Below are 12,946 nucleotides of genomic sequence, written 5' to 3'. Positions count from 1 at the left end.
ATGCTCCTCCTTAAAGTAGGGTTGTAAGTAGGGTTGTATATGAAAAGATACGGATTCCTAAAAATGCCCTTTTATGCCGCCCGTCCGGGGTTACTTCAGCTCCCCAAGGAAGCTTGTCCCGTACTTCGGTGCCGCCGCTCCGAAATTATCGGCGATTGTCGCCGCCACATCGGAGAAGGTCGTGCGAACGCCAAGGCTGTCCGGTGCCTGTAGCTTCGGACCATACACCAGCAGAGGGACATATTCGCGGGTATGGTCGGTTCCGCTGTGCACGGGATCGTTGCCGTGATCGGCGGACACAATCAGCAGATCGTCCTCGCCCAAGGCGGATATAATGTCCGGCAGCGCTGTGTCGAATACTTCGAGAGCACGGCCGTAGCCTTCCGGATCGCGCCGGTGTCCGTACAGGGAATCGAAATCGACGAGGTTTGTGAACAGCAGCCCCTCGAAGGGCTTACGGAGCTGTTCAATCGTTACTTCAATGCCGTGCTCATTGCTCTTGGTCGGGTAGGCCGCCGTTACACCCTCGCCCGAAAAAATATCATCGATCTTGCCTACGGCGATCACATCCCTGCCGATGTCGGCCAGCGCGTTCATGACCGTCGGCTCAGGCGGCTTCACCGCATAATCATGCCGGTTCGGCGTACGGATGAAATTCCCCGGCTCCCCAACGTACGGGCGGGCTATGACCCGGCCTACCGAGAATTCCGGCGCCATCGTCAGCTCCCTGGCGATATGGCAGGCGCTGTACAGCTCGTCCAGCGGGATGATCTCCTCATGCGCAGCCAGCTGAAATACGCTGTCCGCCGAGGTATAGACGATCCAAGCCCCCGTCTTCATCTGCTCTTCTCCGTATTCCACGAGAATTTCCGTGCCGGAAGCGGGCTTGTTCCCGAGAACTTTACGGCCCGTTGCCGCTTCGAACTTGGTAATCAGCTCAGCCGGAAAGCCGTCCGGATATGTATTGAACGGCGTTTCAATCTTTAGACCCATCAGTTCCCAGTGGCCAGTCATCGTATCTTTGCCGACGGAAACCTCCTGCATCTTTCCATAATAGCCTTCCGGTGCCTGAACCGGCTCAAGCGGCGGCAGGGGGGCGATGTTCGCCAGGCCCAAACGCTGCATATTCGGCAGCTTAAGCTCAGGGTTCCGCTCCAAAATATGTCCCAGCGTGTGCGCGCCCACATCGCCGAATCCGGCGGCGTCCGGCGCTTCTCCTATGCCCACACTGTCAAGTACGATAAAGCAAATCCGCTTAAAAGAGGACACTTCATCCACGCTCCTTCATCGTAAGAAATCTTTTCGTTCTTGTTCGTCATCCATATAATGCCCCGGAAAAAAGGAGCGCTTACCTTGCGTTACCGCGCCCGGGGATGGTGTCTTTCATATACTTCCTTCATGTTCCCGCGCGCGATGCCGCTGTACATTTGCGTCGTCGATATATCGGCATGTCCGAGCATCTGCTGTACGGAGCGCAGATCGGCTCCTCCCTCAAGCAGATGGGCGGCGAACGAATGCCGCAGCGTATGCGGGGTAATATCCTGGCGGATATTCGCTTCCTTCGCGTATTTTTTGATCATTTTCCAGAACCCTTGCCGGGTCAGTCTGCCGCCGAGACTGTTTAGAAACAGTGCCGGTTCATCCTTATCTTCGCGAAGAAGCTTGTCCCGGCTGCTCTTAAGATAGGCCTCTACGGATTCGGAAGCAATGACTCCAATCGGAACCACCCTCTCCTTGCCGCCGGAGCCGGAGCACCGAGCAAATCTCAGCGCGGTCTGCACATCGCCCGCATCAAGCATAACCAGCTCCGATACACGGATTCCTGTCGCGTACAACAGCTCAAGCATCGCCTTGTCCCGCAGACCGTGTGCAGTGGAGACGTCGGGCGCTGCCAGCAGCCGCTCCACCTCGTCCAGGCTGAGAATCACGGGCGGTTTCTTCTCCGGCTTTACCGCTTCCATCTCCAGTGTGGGGTCCGCGCCGATCAGCCGTTCTTTAAGCAGATAATGAAAAAAGGCACGGATCGAGACCGTGTTCCGGTTAATCGTCGCAGCTGCCCGGCCTGCCGCCTTAAGTCCGCCGAGATAGAGCGTTATCAGCGGCTTTCGGAATTCGTCCGGCGTTTCGACGCCCCGCCCTGCGGCAAAGTCAAGGAACTGGGAGACGTCGCGGCCGTAGGATTCCAGAGTGCTGGGCGATACGTTTTTTTCACTGGAAAGATACTGTAAAAAATCCTGTAATGTTGACTTCATTATTGAACACTCCCGCCTTGCGCGCCGCTTAGGTGCGGTTAAAGATTCCCTGCCCGGAACGCTTTCATTCTCCGTACCAGTAATACAGGCGCAGCCGTTCCGCCGGATTCATCGCCCCGCCCCCGGGCTGAATTCCGCTAAACGCCCGCACCGCCGAACCTTCCGGAATATCCGGATCGGGTACAGGACCCATCCAGCTGTGAAGCAGGTCCATTATATTATAGAACAGGCAGCTCAGCGCGACAAATATCACAATAAAAAAGAGCCGCCGAAGCGCTTTGGGTACAGAAATGATCATGTTCGCATTCCTCCCGCAAAAGGACTTTAATTCCGCTGCCGGCTGATTTCCGCAAGTTTTTTCCACTTTACGGACAATCCCCGTCCTTCACTTTATGTGTTTCCCGGCTCCCTTATGTATATCTTTCCGCTATGTACGGCCATTAAGAAAGGCGCCGTTTGGCGCCTCCTGCCTTCCTTTAACATTAAAAAAGCCCTCTCCGGCAATAAGCCGGAAAAAGCTTTCGGTGCGTCTTCTATCCACTTGCTTGCTTGGTTCTATGAATTCAGTTGGCTCGGTTGCCGTCCGAATTATTCTTCTCCCTGCAGCGGTAGCAAATCCCGTGAAAATCAAGCCTGTGGTCGATTACAGAGAAATTGAATTCCTTATCCAGCTTCTCCTCCAGCGAACCGAGCCAGTCTTCACGAATTTCATCCATGCTGCCGCACTGTACACAAATCAAATGATGATGATGATGCTTTGAGGTATCCGTTCGCAGATCGTACCTGGCGACACCGTCGCCGAAGTTGATCTTCTCCACGATATGAAGCTCGCTTAGGAGCTCAAGGGTACGGTATACGGTGGCAAGACCGATCTCGGGGGCCTTCTCCTTTACGAGCATGAACACGTCTTCGGCGCTTAGATGGTCTTCCTCGTTCTCCAGCAGAACGCGGACGGTTGCTTCCCGTTGGGGTGTAAGCTTGTATGCTTGCGATTGCAATTGCTGCTTAATTTTGTCGATCCGGTCTTCCATAGCCAGTCCCTCCCCCCAGGAAAATTAACGATATCTTCTCTATAAAAGCCGCTTCTTTCATTATAGGGGGAGTAACTTTGAGAAGTCAAACGCTTTTAACGCCCGTTAACATCCGGCGCCGACTGCACCAAAGCGGGAGTTACCCATCTCATCATAGTCGGAGTGACCCAGGTCTCGAAGGAGGATACGCCGAGAATAAGAAGAGCCATGATAAACGACAGCAGCGTATACATGGCAAAAGGACGTCCTACGCTGAGCGGACGGCGCGCGACCACTCTGCTGCGGATCATTAGCAGGGAGAACGCGATTGCCGCCGCGCTGCAAACGAGGAGCACCGGAATTACTACCATATTATGAGGCGCGACCGATACAAGCGCGAACAGCAGGCCGTGCCACGAATATTGGCTTACCAGGCAGCCGACCGTGAAGCCGATCAGCACACCCTTAAGGAAATCCAGAATAAGAATGCCGGGAAGCCCGATGACCGACAGGCCAAGAATCCAGATCAGGCCGATCCACTTCAGATGAAGTCCGGCGATGCTCCAGAACGATTCCGGCGCCGCGGGCAGCCCGTGCTGATCTACCGTCACGAAGAAATTGCCCAGATAATCAGTGAGCTCCTGCTGCTGGTCCATCGTCAGCGCGCTGACGATCAGGGCTCCGAAGACGACCCCTACCAAAAATAATACGGCGACAAAAATATAAAGCGGTGTCTGCTCTTTAATCATATGACGGAAGTTCCGCATCGGGACGTTCTCCTCTCCTGGTCACATGATACACCATATGAAGAAACGTCCCGCTCTATGACTTGTCCTTCGACGGTACGGCGACTCGGCCGTACGTGCCTCCCCCGCCGGCGGTCAGCTCCAGCGTTCCGGAGCGGGCGGCGGCGATCTTTGAAGCCAGTTCGGCGCCGGCCACCGCGGCCAGCTCCTCCTCACTGGCTTCGTGGAGAATATTCATCTCGGTCCCGAAGGCTTCAAGCAGCAGATTCATCTTCGCCTTGCCCAAGCCCGGGATGAATTCCAGCGGAATCTGGTAGCGGTACGGCGGACGGTAACCGGGAACAACCGGCTCCTCCCTGTCCGCGATACTCAAAATCCGGTCCAGCACGCCCTGAACGAGCTTGGTGCTGCCGCAGTACGGACATCGCTGCGAGGTCGCATAAGCTTCGTCGATAATGCTGCCGCACCCGGCGCAGTAGGTGCGGTGGTACTTGCCCAGCCGGGGATTCAGCCCGTAATTGGCCGTAACCCCTCGGCCTTCGCGGCGCTCCAGCGCGAGCCGCAGCTCCGTAAACGAAGGAGCGGCAAGCTTCATTTCGTTATATTCGCGTCCGATCTTGCCCAGCGAATGCGCGTCGGAATTCGTCAGGAATGTAAACGGATCGAGCTCGGAAATATAGCCGGCCATTTCCGAATCCGCGCTTAGGCCGAGCTCCACTCCGGCAATCCGCCGGAGATCGAACAGTTCGGCCATCCGCTCAGCGGCGCAGCCGTAGAGGCCCTTATGCGGCGTAAAAATATGGGCGGGTATCAATATCCCCCCGCGGCCGTTTATCTCCTCCTGAAGCTCCATGGACGGGACATAGATACGCTGGGAGCTTAGGTTGACGTTCTTCATATGGCGCCCCATCCAGGCGCTGAATTCGCTCATCGCGTTAAGATCGGGCATAAAGGCCAGCACATGGCATTCTTTGCGCCCGGGCTCGCGGATTTCGATCTCCGACCCGAGTACGATGGCCGTCCCCCGGTACGCAATGCCGCCGCCTTCGGCCTCCGTCATCTCGCCTTCATCAAGACAGCGCATAATATCCCGCTGTACGGAAGGCGAATGGCTGTCGATAATGCCGATTAATCCGATGCCCTTGCGTTCGGCCGCTTCCCGGGCAATCCCTGCAAAGGTCAGATCGCGGCTGCCGCTGATCTTGACTGCCCGGCCCTCCGACGTTCTGCCGATATGGACGTGCAGATCGCAGTAATAGCGGGAAAGCGCCGGTTCCGCGGCCAACTTTGGACTACCCGCCGCAGCCGACAGCTCTCCTCCGGCGGCATTCCGGCCCGCCCGAAGCAGATTCTTCCGCTCTAGCTCCATTTCCCGGTCAGCGTGTGCAAATGCCAGGCATAAACCGCCATGATCGTCTTTGCATCGGCGATCCGCCCATCGGCAATATATTCGTACGCTTCCTCCAGCGTCAGCTCCGACACGACCAGGAATTCATCCTCGTCAAGCGACATTTCTCCGCTCTGCGCATTCTCCGTCACATACAGATGAATAATCTCGTCGGCGAAGCCCGGGGAAGTGTAGAACGATTTCAGCAGGAACAGATCGCCGCTGTGAAATCCCGTCTCTTCATGCAGTTCTCGTCCGGCGGCTTCCTGCGGGTCTTCGCCGGGGTCCAGCTTGCCTGCCGGAATCTCCACTTCGGTTCGACCCATCGGCTGGCGGAATTGTTCGACAACGAGCATTTTCCCCTTGTTCAGGGCCAGGACCGCCACCGCACCCGGATGCCTCACTACTTCACGGGTTGCGGTATTGCCGTCCGGCAGGGTCACTGTGTCCACCTGCAGCGTTATTACTCTGCCTTCAAAAATAGGCTGGGTGGATACCGTAGTCTCGTCCAGCGCCGGATTGGCGGGCCATTCTTTTTTCACTTCGGTTCCTTGATTTTCCATATTTTCAGGTCTCCTTTGTCTCTGGTCTGCATACGGTGTATTATAGCAAACTTCAAGAGAAAGAAGGAAATAGTCATGAACAACAGGGTAGGCCGTACTCGCCGTACCGGCTTGTTTATCTCGGGAAAGCCGGATCACATCCGAAAGGAGCTGCTCGTCCTCCAGCAGCGGTTTGGGCCGGATATGCCGCTGGCGTATGTGTTGACGCTGCACAGCCGGGAATATCTCAAACTCGGCTCGGAGAACCGCCCGCAGCCCGGTATGGAGCCGCAGCCCATATAACCCAAGCCGCCCTCCGACGACGATCCCAATCTCAGGTATCCGGCAGTCGGTTTACCCTTGTGTTCTTCCCTTCTTGCTCATAATATGTAAAAAAGCTGCTCTATAGGCCGGGATTCCGGTCCATAGAGCAGCTTCGCGCTGCATTGCGGCTTGCTAACGGCTCCATTCTTTACAAGAGTTGGCTAGGCCGCTGCTTTGCCTCTATTTTTTGACGCTTTCTTTAACAATCGCCACGACCAGTTCGGACGCCTTGACGATATCCTCGGCCTTGATCCGTTCTTTGATCGTATGGATATTCTCGTATCCAACCGCCAGATTCAGCGTCGGCACCTTCAGCCCGTTAAATACATTGGCGTCGCTTCCGCCGCCCGACGGAAAACGTCTCGGGGTCAAGCCGATCGACGATATGGCCCGCTCAGCCAGCTGAACAATGGGATCATGCTCGTTGAAGCTGAACGCCGGGTAAATGATCTCGCTTCTGAATTCGCATTCCGCGCCGTACTCGCGCACCGTCGTTTCCAGCGCTTCGCGCATCTGGGCCAGCTGCAGATCGACCTTTTCCTGGACAATGCTCCGCGCTTCGGCGTCCAGCTGCACATGATCGCAGACGACATTCGTCGGGCCGCCGCCCGCAAACCTGCCGATATTGGCAGTCGTCTCGCTGTCGATGCGCCCAAGCTTCATGGCGGCAATCGCCTTGCCGGCCACCTGGATGGCGCTGATGCCGTCTTCGGGATTGACGCCGGCGTGGGCCGATTTGCCGAAAATCTGCATCTGAATCTTCGCCTGCGTCGGAGCGGCTACCGCGATGGCGCCGATTTCGCCGTTGGAATCAAGCGCAAAGCCGAAATCCGCGTCTAAATATTTCGGGTCCAGCGAACGAGATCCGACCAGCCCGGACTCCTCGCCCGCAGTGATCACGAACTGAATTTGTCCATGCGGAATATTTTGTTCCTTGATTACCCGAATGCCTTCAAAGAGCGCGGCCAGACCCGCTTTGTCGTCCGCCCCGAGGATGGTCGTGCCGTCGCTCGTAATCCAGCCGTCTTCGCCGAGCGTCGGTTTAATTCCCTGGCCTGGAACGACCGTATCCATATGGCAGGTGAACAGCAGCTTGGGATCGTCCTCCGCCGCATTCTCCGCAGGCCATGTGACAATCAGATTGCCCGCGCCGTGCCCGGTTCTTTCCTGTGAATCGTCTTCTACGGCTTCCAGTCCAAGCTCCTTGAATTTGGCGATCAGGTGATCGGCGATGTTCCGTTCATTTTTCGTCTCGCTGTCGATCTGGACAAGCTCCATAAACTCCTGAATCAATCGGTCTTGTACTACCACCGGACTTCCCTCGCTTTCAAGTATACGTTACAATGGGATTAAACTAATTTCAAAGGAGTCACTCATGCAACGTCAAAAATGGTTCCGCATCTTTATTTATGTCATGCTGCTGGCAATGGTCGCCTCCACGCTTATGGTAGTCATCGAGCCTTTCCTCGCCGGATGACTCTATGCGGCTACTCCCGCTTATTCCAGCGGTCCGGATATCCGGGCCGCTGTTTTTGCGCTGCTCTTCGTTTATTTGTCAGCCTGAGCCTCCGCCCAGTCCGATTCGATTTTGCCATAAGGGAAAATGTTCAGAAAATGGGGAATGAGCGCCGCGGCGACCTCTTCGACTTCAAACCGGCGGCCTGTGCATTCTTCCAGCGAGGTGACCCCGTACTGGGAAATGCCGCAGGGAATGATTCCCCGGAAGCCTTCCTCCCCGATGCCCTCCCGGATATTAAAAGCAAAGCCGTGGCTGGTCACAAAACCTTTGCCTGCACGGCTTCTGTTGAATTTGACTCCGATGGCGCATATTTTCACATCGCCTACCCAAACTCCCGTATACTCCGGCTTTCTCCCGCCCTCAATCCCGAAGGTGGCAAGGTAATCGATGATTACTTGTTCCAGCGACCGCAGATAACCGTGAAGATCTACTTTGCCCTGCTCGCCGATCCGCAGCAGCGGATAACCGACAAGCTGGCCTGGTCCATGATATGTAATGTCCCCTCCGCGGTCGATTTCAAACACCGAAATCCCTTCCTCCCGAAGCTGCTCGGCGTTAAGCAGAAGGTGCTCGGGGTGATTTTGCGATCCGATCGTATAGGTTGGCGGGTGCTGCAAAAAGATCAGCCGTTCCGGACGCTCGCCGGCGTCGATGGAGCGGACGGACTCTTTTTGCAGATCCCAGGCGCGTCCGTATTCGATCATGGGAAAATAGGATATTTCCAGCTTTCGAGGTTCTGTGCTGTTCATGCTTAAACATCTCCCTTCCCGCGATTTCACGGAGCCAGTAACAAATGGATCTTTTCCGGATGTCCGGGCGGTCTGTTTGAACCCCCACCCGGACTTGCAGGTGTCAACTGCGTTTAATAGACGTTCGTATCCAGGCTGTAGCCTTCGATGTTGTCCTTCACCCGCTGCAGGAATCGGCCGCAGATGACGCCGTCAAGAATCCGGTGGTCCAGCGACAGGCATATATTGGCCATGGAACGGACGGCGATCATATCGTTGATGACAACAGGCTTTTTCACAATCGATTCAAAGGTCAAAATGGCTGCCTGCGGATAATTGATGATCGGATAAGACAGAATCGAACCGAATGAGCCGGTATTGTTGACAGTGAAGGTTCCGCCCTGCATGTCCTCTACGCGCAGCTTGCCTTCGCGTGTCTTCATCGCCAGTTCTTCGATTTCGCGGGCAAGACCCGCCACATTCTTCTGGTCCGCCTTCTTGATAACCGGGGTCCAGACCGAATCCTCGGTGCCGACCGCCAGTGAAATATTGATGTCCCGCTTGACGATGATTTTGTCTACCGCCCAAACGGAATTCATGATCGGGTAATCTTTAATCGCGCTGACGACGGCCTTCATCAAGAAAGCGAGATAGGTCAGATTAATTCCTTCCCGGCGCTTGAATTCGTCCTTCAGCTTGTTGCGAAGCAGCACGAGATTCGTCACGTCCACCTCGATCATTGTCCAGGCATGCGGAATTTCCGAAACGCTCTGGCGCATCCGCGAAGCGATCGTATTGCGGATCGGCGTTACGTCGATCAGATATTCGGATCGGCCGCTCTCCACTTCAATTTCGGGGATGCGCGGCGACTGGGACAGATGAAGCCCGGAATGCCGGACGGGCGGAAGTGTCTCCTGCGGCGCAGGCGCGGGCGCTCCCGCTTGCGGCGCGATGGACGCCGCGCCTTGCGGCTGCGCCGCTGCGCCGGCCGCCGGATGCGGCGCGGGGCTGCTCTGCGGCGCAGGCGCAGCCGCAGGGCCGTTCGCAAGGAACGCCAGCACGTCCTTGCGCGTGACGCGTCCACCGAGGCCGGTGCCCGGCACGGCGGACAGATCAATGCTGTGCTGCGCCGCGAGGCTCTGCACAGCGGGGGAATAACGCGCCCGCATCGGCGCGTCCGGGTCGTACGCGGCATGGGCTGCGCCCGATGCCGCATGCTGGGCCGCCGCCGGTACTGCGGCGGCGGAAGCCGCGCGCTGCGGCGCTGCGGCGCGCGCGGGAGCGGCGGCTTCGGGGGCCGCCGAAGCCGGAGCCGGGGCCGGAGCCGCCGGAGCGGGCACGGCGATCCGGCAGATTACTTCGCCGACCGCGACCGTCTGCCCTTCTTCCGCCAGAATGTCGCCCATAACTCCGTCCACGGTGGACGGCAGCTCGGCGTTAACCTTATCTGTAATCACTTCGCAGAGCGGCTCATACTGTTCCACCGGGTCGCCCGGCTTCTTCAGCCATTTGCCGATCGTTGCCGATACAAGCGACTCCGCGAGTTGCGGCATCGTCACGTCCGTCAACTGCTTGTTGTCGGTCATACTTTCACTCCTTAAACGTCCTGCTCACGCAAGACCGTGTCTTCATTACTTGCACTTTGTAAACATCTTGAACCTTATTCCCAAACGTCAGCGGGAATTTCTCCCGTTAATTCTATGGAGTTGAGCGCTTCTCATCACATTAGATGGAAAAACTCCAGTTCATTCACTAATAAAACATCACTTTTGGCCGGTTAGGCAAAATAAGCGGGAACAATTCCAGTTAATCGGCTAATTTGTTCACGAAGGGTCGAATTAGCTGGAGTTATTCCCTTTAAAGGGGGCGCCTAAAGGAGGCGCCCATCGGAGCAGCTCTTACGACTAGATCTTCCACTGATGCGCCGCCAGCCAGCAATGCGCCTTGGCCTTCAACCGGCCATCCGGCCGGGCAGCCGTCGGCTGCGTTTACGCTTCACATGAAGCGGACACATCCCTCTTTCGGCTAATTAATTGCCCCTAAGCCCCTAGTACTGCGCCAGGCGCAGCATTTCCGCTTTCAGCTTATCCTTGCTAAGCATGAAAAATTTCTCCATCGGCGGGCTGATTGGCATCGCCGGAACATCCGGCCCGCACAAGCGGAAGATCGGCGCGTCCAGCTCGAACAGGCACTCCTCGGCGATAATCGCCGCAACCTCGGCGCCGACGCCGCCCGTCTTGTTGTCCTCGTGTACGATCAGCACTTTGCCGGTCCGCCGCACCGCCGCCGTGATTGCCTCGCGGTCCAGCGGCTGAAGGGTTCGCAGATCGAGAATATGCGCCGTAATGCCCTGCTCGCGTTCCAGTTCCTCCGCCGCCTGCATCGCAAAATGCAGCGGCAGACTGTACCCGATCACCGTGATGTCATCGCCCTCGCGCAGCAGATTCGCTTCGCCGATGGGAACGGTGTAGTCGCTCTCGGGAACGTCTTCCTTGATCAGCTTGTAGCATTTCTTGTTCTCGAAGAACAGAACCGGATCGGGATCGCGGACGGCGGCCTTCAGCAGCCCCTTCGCGTCGTAGGCCGAGTATGGGGCCACGATCTTCAGGCCGGGCGTTCCGAAGAAGATTGATTCCGGACACTGGGAATGGTACAGCCCGCCGAAAATACCGCCGCCGATCGGCGCGCGGATCACGACCGGACAGCTCCAGTCGTTGTTGGAGCGGTAGCGGATTTTGGCCGCTTCGCTAATGATCTGATTGGTCGCCGGAAGCATGAAATCGGAGTACTGCATTTCTGCGATCGGCTTCATGCCGTACATCGCGGCCCCGATCGCCACGCCGGCAATCGCCGATTCGGCAAGCGGCGTATCCAGCACGCGCTCCTGTCCGAACTGGTCCTGCAGTCCCTTCGTCGTGGTGAACACGCCGCCTTTGACGCCGACATCCTCGCCGAGAACGAAGACAGAGTCGTCGCGCTCCATTTCTTCTTTCATCGCCAGCCGGATGGCATCGATATATTCCATCATCGCCATGAGTTATACCCCTTCCTCGGATTCGCTGTACACATGCAGCAGCGTATCTTCCGGTTTCGGGAACGGCGCATTGTCGGCGTATTCGATCGCTTCTTTAAGTTCCAGATTGCACTGGGCGGCGAAATCGCGTTCTTGTTCATCGTCCCACAGCCCGAGCTCCGTTAAATAATTGCGGAAATGGGCCAAGCCGTCCTTTTTCCAGTTCTCCTCGACCTCTTCCTTGGTGCGGTACGCGAGATCGTTGTCGGACGTGGAATGCGGGGACAGGCGGTACATCATCGCTTCTATCAATGTCGGGCCTTCGCCGGCAATCGCCCGCTCGCGGGCTTCCTTGACGACGCGGTAAACTTCCAGCGGGTCGTTGCCGTCCACGCGGACGCCCGGAAAGCCGTAGCCGAGCGCGCGGTCGCTGACCTTGCCGCCAAGCTGGCGGTGAGCCGGAATCGAGATCGCGTACTGGTTGTTCTCGCACATAATAATAACCGGGAGCTTATTAACTCCCGCAAAGTTGCACGCTTCATGAAAGTCTCCCTGATTGCTGGAACCTTCACCGAACGTGACGAAAGAGACAAACTTCTGCTTCCGCATTTTGGCTGCCAGCGCAAAGCCGACCGCATGCGGAACTTGCGTTGTTACGGGGCTTGAACCGGTAACGATGCGCAGCCGCTTGCTGCCGAAATGGCCCGGCATCTGCCGTCCGCCGCTGTTTGGGTCCTCCGCCTTGGCGAACACCGACAGCATCAGTTCACGGGTCGTCATGCCGACGGTGAGGACAAAAGCATAGTCGCGGTAATACGGCAGAAAATAATCGTTCTCCCGGTCCAGCGCAAAGGCGGCAGCCACTTGCGCCGCTTCCTGGCCGATGCCGGAGACGTGGAAGTTGATCTTCCCGGCCCGCTGGAGCAGCAGGCTGCGCTCGTCGTATTTGCGGGCCAGCAGCATATATCGGTACATGTCGATCACTTGGCCGTCGGTGAGTCCAAGCGGTTCATGCCTGTTCACTTTTTTTACAGTACCTTGCGTATCCATTATAGAGGTACCTCCTTGTTCGTAAGGACCCGACTCCGACGCAGGCTGGAAGATCATGTATTGATCTGATCTTAAAACCTGGTACTAATCGGGCTTGAGTCTATTATATAGCGTTTGACTTCAAAAAGAAAAGCCGATTAGCGCCCGTTTACACCGAATGTCGGCGGGCCGGCTTCAGAATTCCCCGCTTCGGCCCTGCACCCCGGGCGCTGCGGAATATTTGAACGATTTACCGTCGTTCTGCCGGGCGCGCCGCAACCGCGAAGCCCTCCAAAGCCCCGGCAGCCTGTCCGCCGAGATCACCTGCGGGGTACCCCGCCGAGTTCAGCGACAGGGTGCCGCAGAGCATAACCGTCCCCCTTTCCTTCAACCTTG

General features: G+C 56.9%; 15 protein-coding genes. 2 read left to right on the top strand and 13 right to left on the bottom strand.

Going from position 1 to position 12,946, the window contains the following annotated elements; translation table 11 throughout:
- Nucleotides 1–90 precede the first annotated feature (90 nt).
- From deoB to EH198_RS21510, 7 genes are all read right to left on the bottom strand, one after another.
- Nucleotides 91–1,269, bottom strand: coding sequence for a phosphopentomutase (gene deoB / locus EH198_RS21540; RefSeq protein ID WP_124697580.1), 1,179 nt, complete (start codon nt 1,267–1,269; stop codon nt 91–93).
- An 89-nt stretch (nt 1,270–1,358) separates the two neighbouring features.
- On the bottom strand, nt 1,359–2,252 hold the full coding sequence (xerD, locus tag EH198_RS21535) for a site-specific tyrosine recombinase XerD (protein ID WP_124697579.1): 894 nt from the start codon (nt 2,250–2,252) through the stop codon (nt 1,359–1,361).
- Between the two features lie 64 nt (nt 2,253–2,316).
- Nucleotides 2,317–2,550, bottom strand: a complete 234-nt coding sequence (locus EH198_RS21530; RefSeq protein WP_124697578.1) for a YqzK family protein — start codon at nt 2,548–2,550, stop codon at nt 2,317–2,319.
- A gap of 265 nt (nt 2,551–2,815) precedes the next feature.
- Entirely contained in the window at nt 2,816–3,283 is a 468-nt protein-coding gene (gene fur / locus EH198_RS21525) for a ferric iron uptake transcriptional regulator (protein ID WP_124697577.1), read from the bottom strand.
- Nucleotides 3,284–3,378: 95 nt separating this feature from the next.
- Entirely contained in the window at nt 3,379–4,029 is a 651-nt protein-coding gene (gene spoIIM, locus EH198_RS21520; RefSeq protein ID WP_124697576.1) for a stage II sporulation protein M, read from the bottom strand.
- Nucleotides 4,030–4,084: 55 nt separating this feature from the next.
- Nucleotides 4,085–5,377 (bottom strand): endonuclease Q family protein, encoded by a 1,293-nt coding sequence (locus EH198_RS21515; RefSeq protein ID WP_221621559.1) that lies wholly within the window; start codon nt 5,375–5,377, stop codon nt 4,085–4,087.
- Nucleotides 5,368–5,958, bottom strand: a complete 591-nt coding sequence (locus EH198_RS21510; RefSeq protein WP_124697575.1) for an NUDIX domain-containing protein — start codon at nt 5,956–5,958, stop codon at nt 5,368–5,370. The genes EH198_RS21515 and EH198_RS21510 overlap by 10 nt, the downstream gene beginning before the upstream one ends.
- 75 nt (nt 5,959–6,033) lie before the next feature.
- Between EH198_RS21510 and EH198_RS21505 the strand changes: the two genes are divergently transcribed.
- Nucleotides 6,034–6,240: a hypothetical protein gene (locus EH198_RS21505; RefSeq protein WP_124697574.1), complete on the top strand. Its 207-nt coding sequence runs from the start codon at nt 6,034–6,036 to the stop codon at nt 6,238–6,240.
- Nucleotides 6,241–6,441: 201 nt separating this feature from the next.
- Here the strand turns inward: EH198_RS21505 and EH198_RS21500 are convergent, their stop codons facing one another.
- Entirely contained in the window at nt 6,442–7,572 is a 1,131-nt protein-coding gene (locus EH198_RS21500; RefSeq protein WP_124697573.1) for a M20/M25/M40 family metallo-hydrolase, read from the bottom strand.
- Between the two features lie 64 nt (nt 7,573–7,636).
- Here EH198_RS21500 and prli42 point away from each other — a divergent pair, with 64 nt between their 5' ends.
- Nucleotides 7,637–7,738, top strand: coding sequence for a stressosome-associated protein Prli42 (gene prli42, locus EH198_RS21495; protein WP_124697572.1), 102 nt, complete (start codon nt 7,637–7,639; stop codon nt 7,736–7,738).
- Nucleotides 7,739–7,809: 71 nt separating this feature from the next.
- On the opposite strand, the gene lipB is transcribed toward prli42, so the two are convergent.
- The 5 genes from lipB to EH198_RS24825 form a co-directional block, all read right to left on the bottom strand.
- Nucleotides 7,810–8,529, bottom strand: a complete 720-nt coding sequence (gene lipB / locus EH198_RS21490) for a lipoyl(octanoyl) transferase LipB (protein ID WP_124697571.1) — start codon at nt 8,527–8,529, stop codon at nt 7,810–7,812.
- Between the two features lie 113 nt (nt 8,530–8,642).
- Nucleotides 8,643–10,094, bottom strand: a complete 1,452-nt coding sequence (locus tag EH198_RS21485) for a dihydrolipoamide acetyltransferase family protein (protein WP_124697570.1) — start codon at nt 10,092–10,094, stop codon at nt 8,643–8,645.
- Between the two features lie 461 nt (nt 10,095–10,555).
- Nucleotides 10,556–11,542, bottom strand: a complete 987-nt coding sequence (locus EH198_RS21480) for an alpha-ketoacid dehydrogenase subunit beta (protein WP_124697569.1) — start codon at nt 11,540–11,542, stop codon at nt 10,556–10,558.
- Between the two features lie 3 nt (nt 11,543–11,545).
- The gene (locus EH198_RS21475; RefSeq protein WP_124697568.1) at nt 11,546–12,571 is read right to left on the bottom strand and encodes a thiamine pyrophosphate-dependent dehydrogenase E1 component subunit alpha; all 1,026 of its coding nucleotides are present in this window, start codon (nt 12,569–12,571) and stop codon (nt 11,546–11,548) included.
- A gap of 229 nt (nt 12,572–12,800) precedes the next feature.
- Nucleotides 12,801–12,941, bottom strand: a complete 141-nt coding sequence (locus EH198_RS24825; RefSeq protein WP_185703013.1) for a hypothetical protein — start codon at nt 12,939–12,941, stop codon at nt 12,801–12,803.
- Nucleotides 12,942–12,946 lie beyond the last annotated feature (5 nt).

The sequence above is a fragment of the Paenibacillus rhizophilus genome (assembly GCF_003854965.1).
In the GTDB taxonomy this organism is placed as follows: Bacteria; Bacillota; Bacilli; order Paenibacillales; family Paenibacillaceae; genus Paenibacillus_AQ; species Paenibacillus_AQ rhizophilus.
Note: the sequence above shows the minus strand (reverse complement) of the source record. Positions and strands in the feature narration are given on the sequence as shown.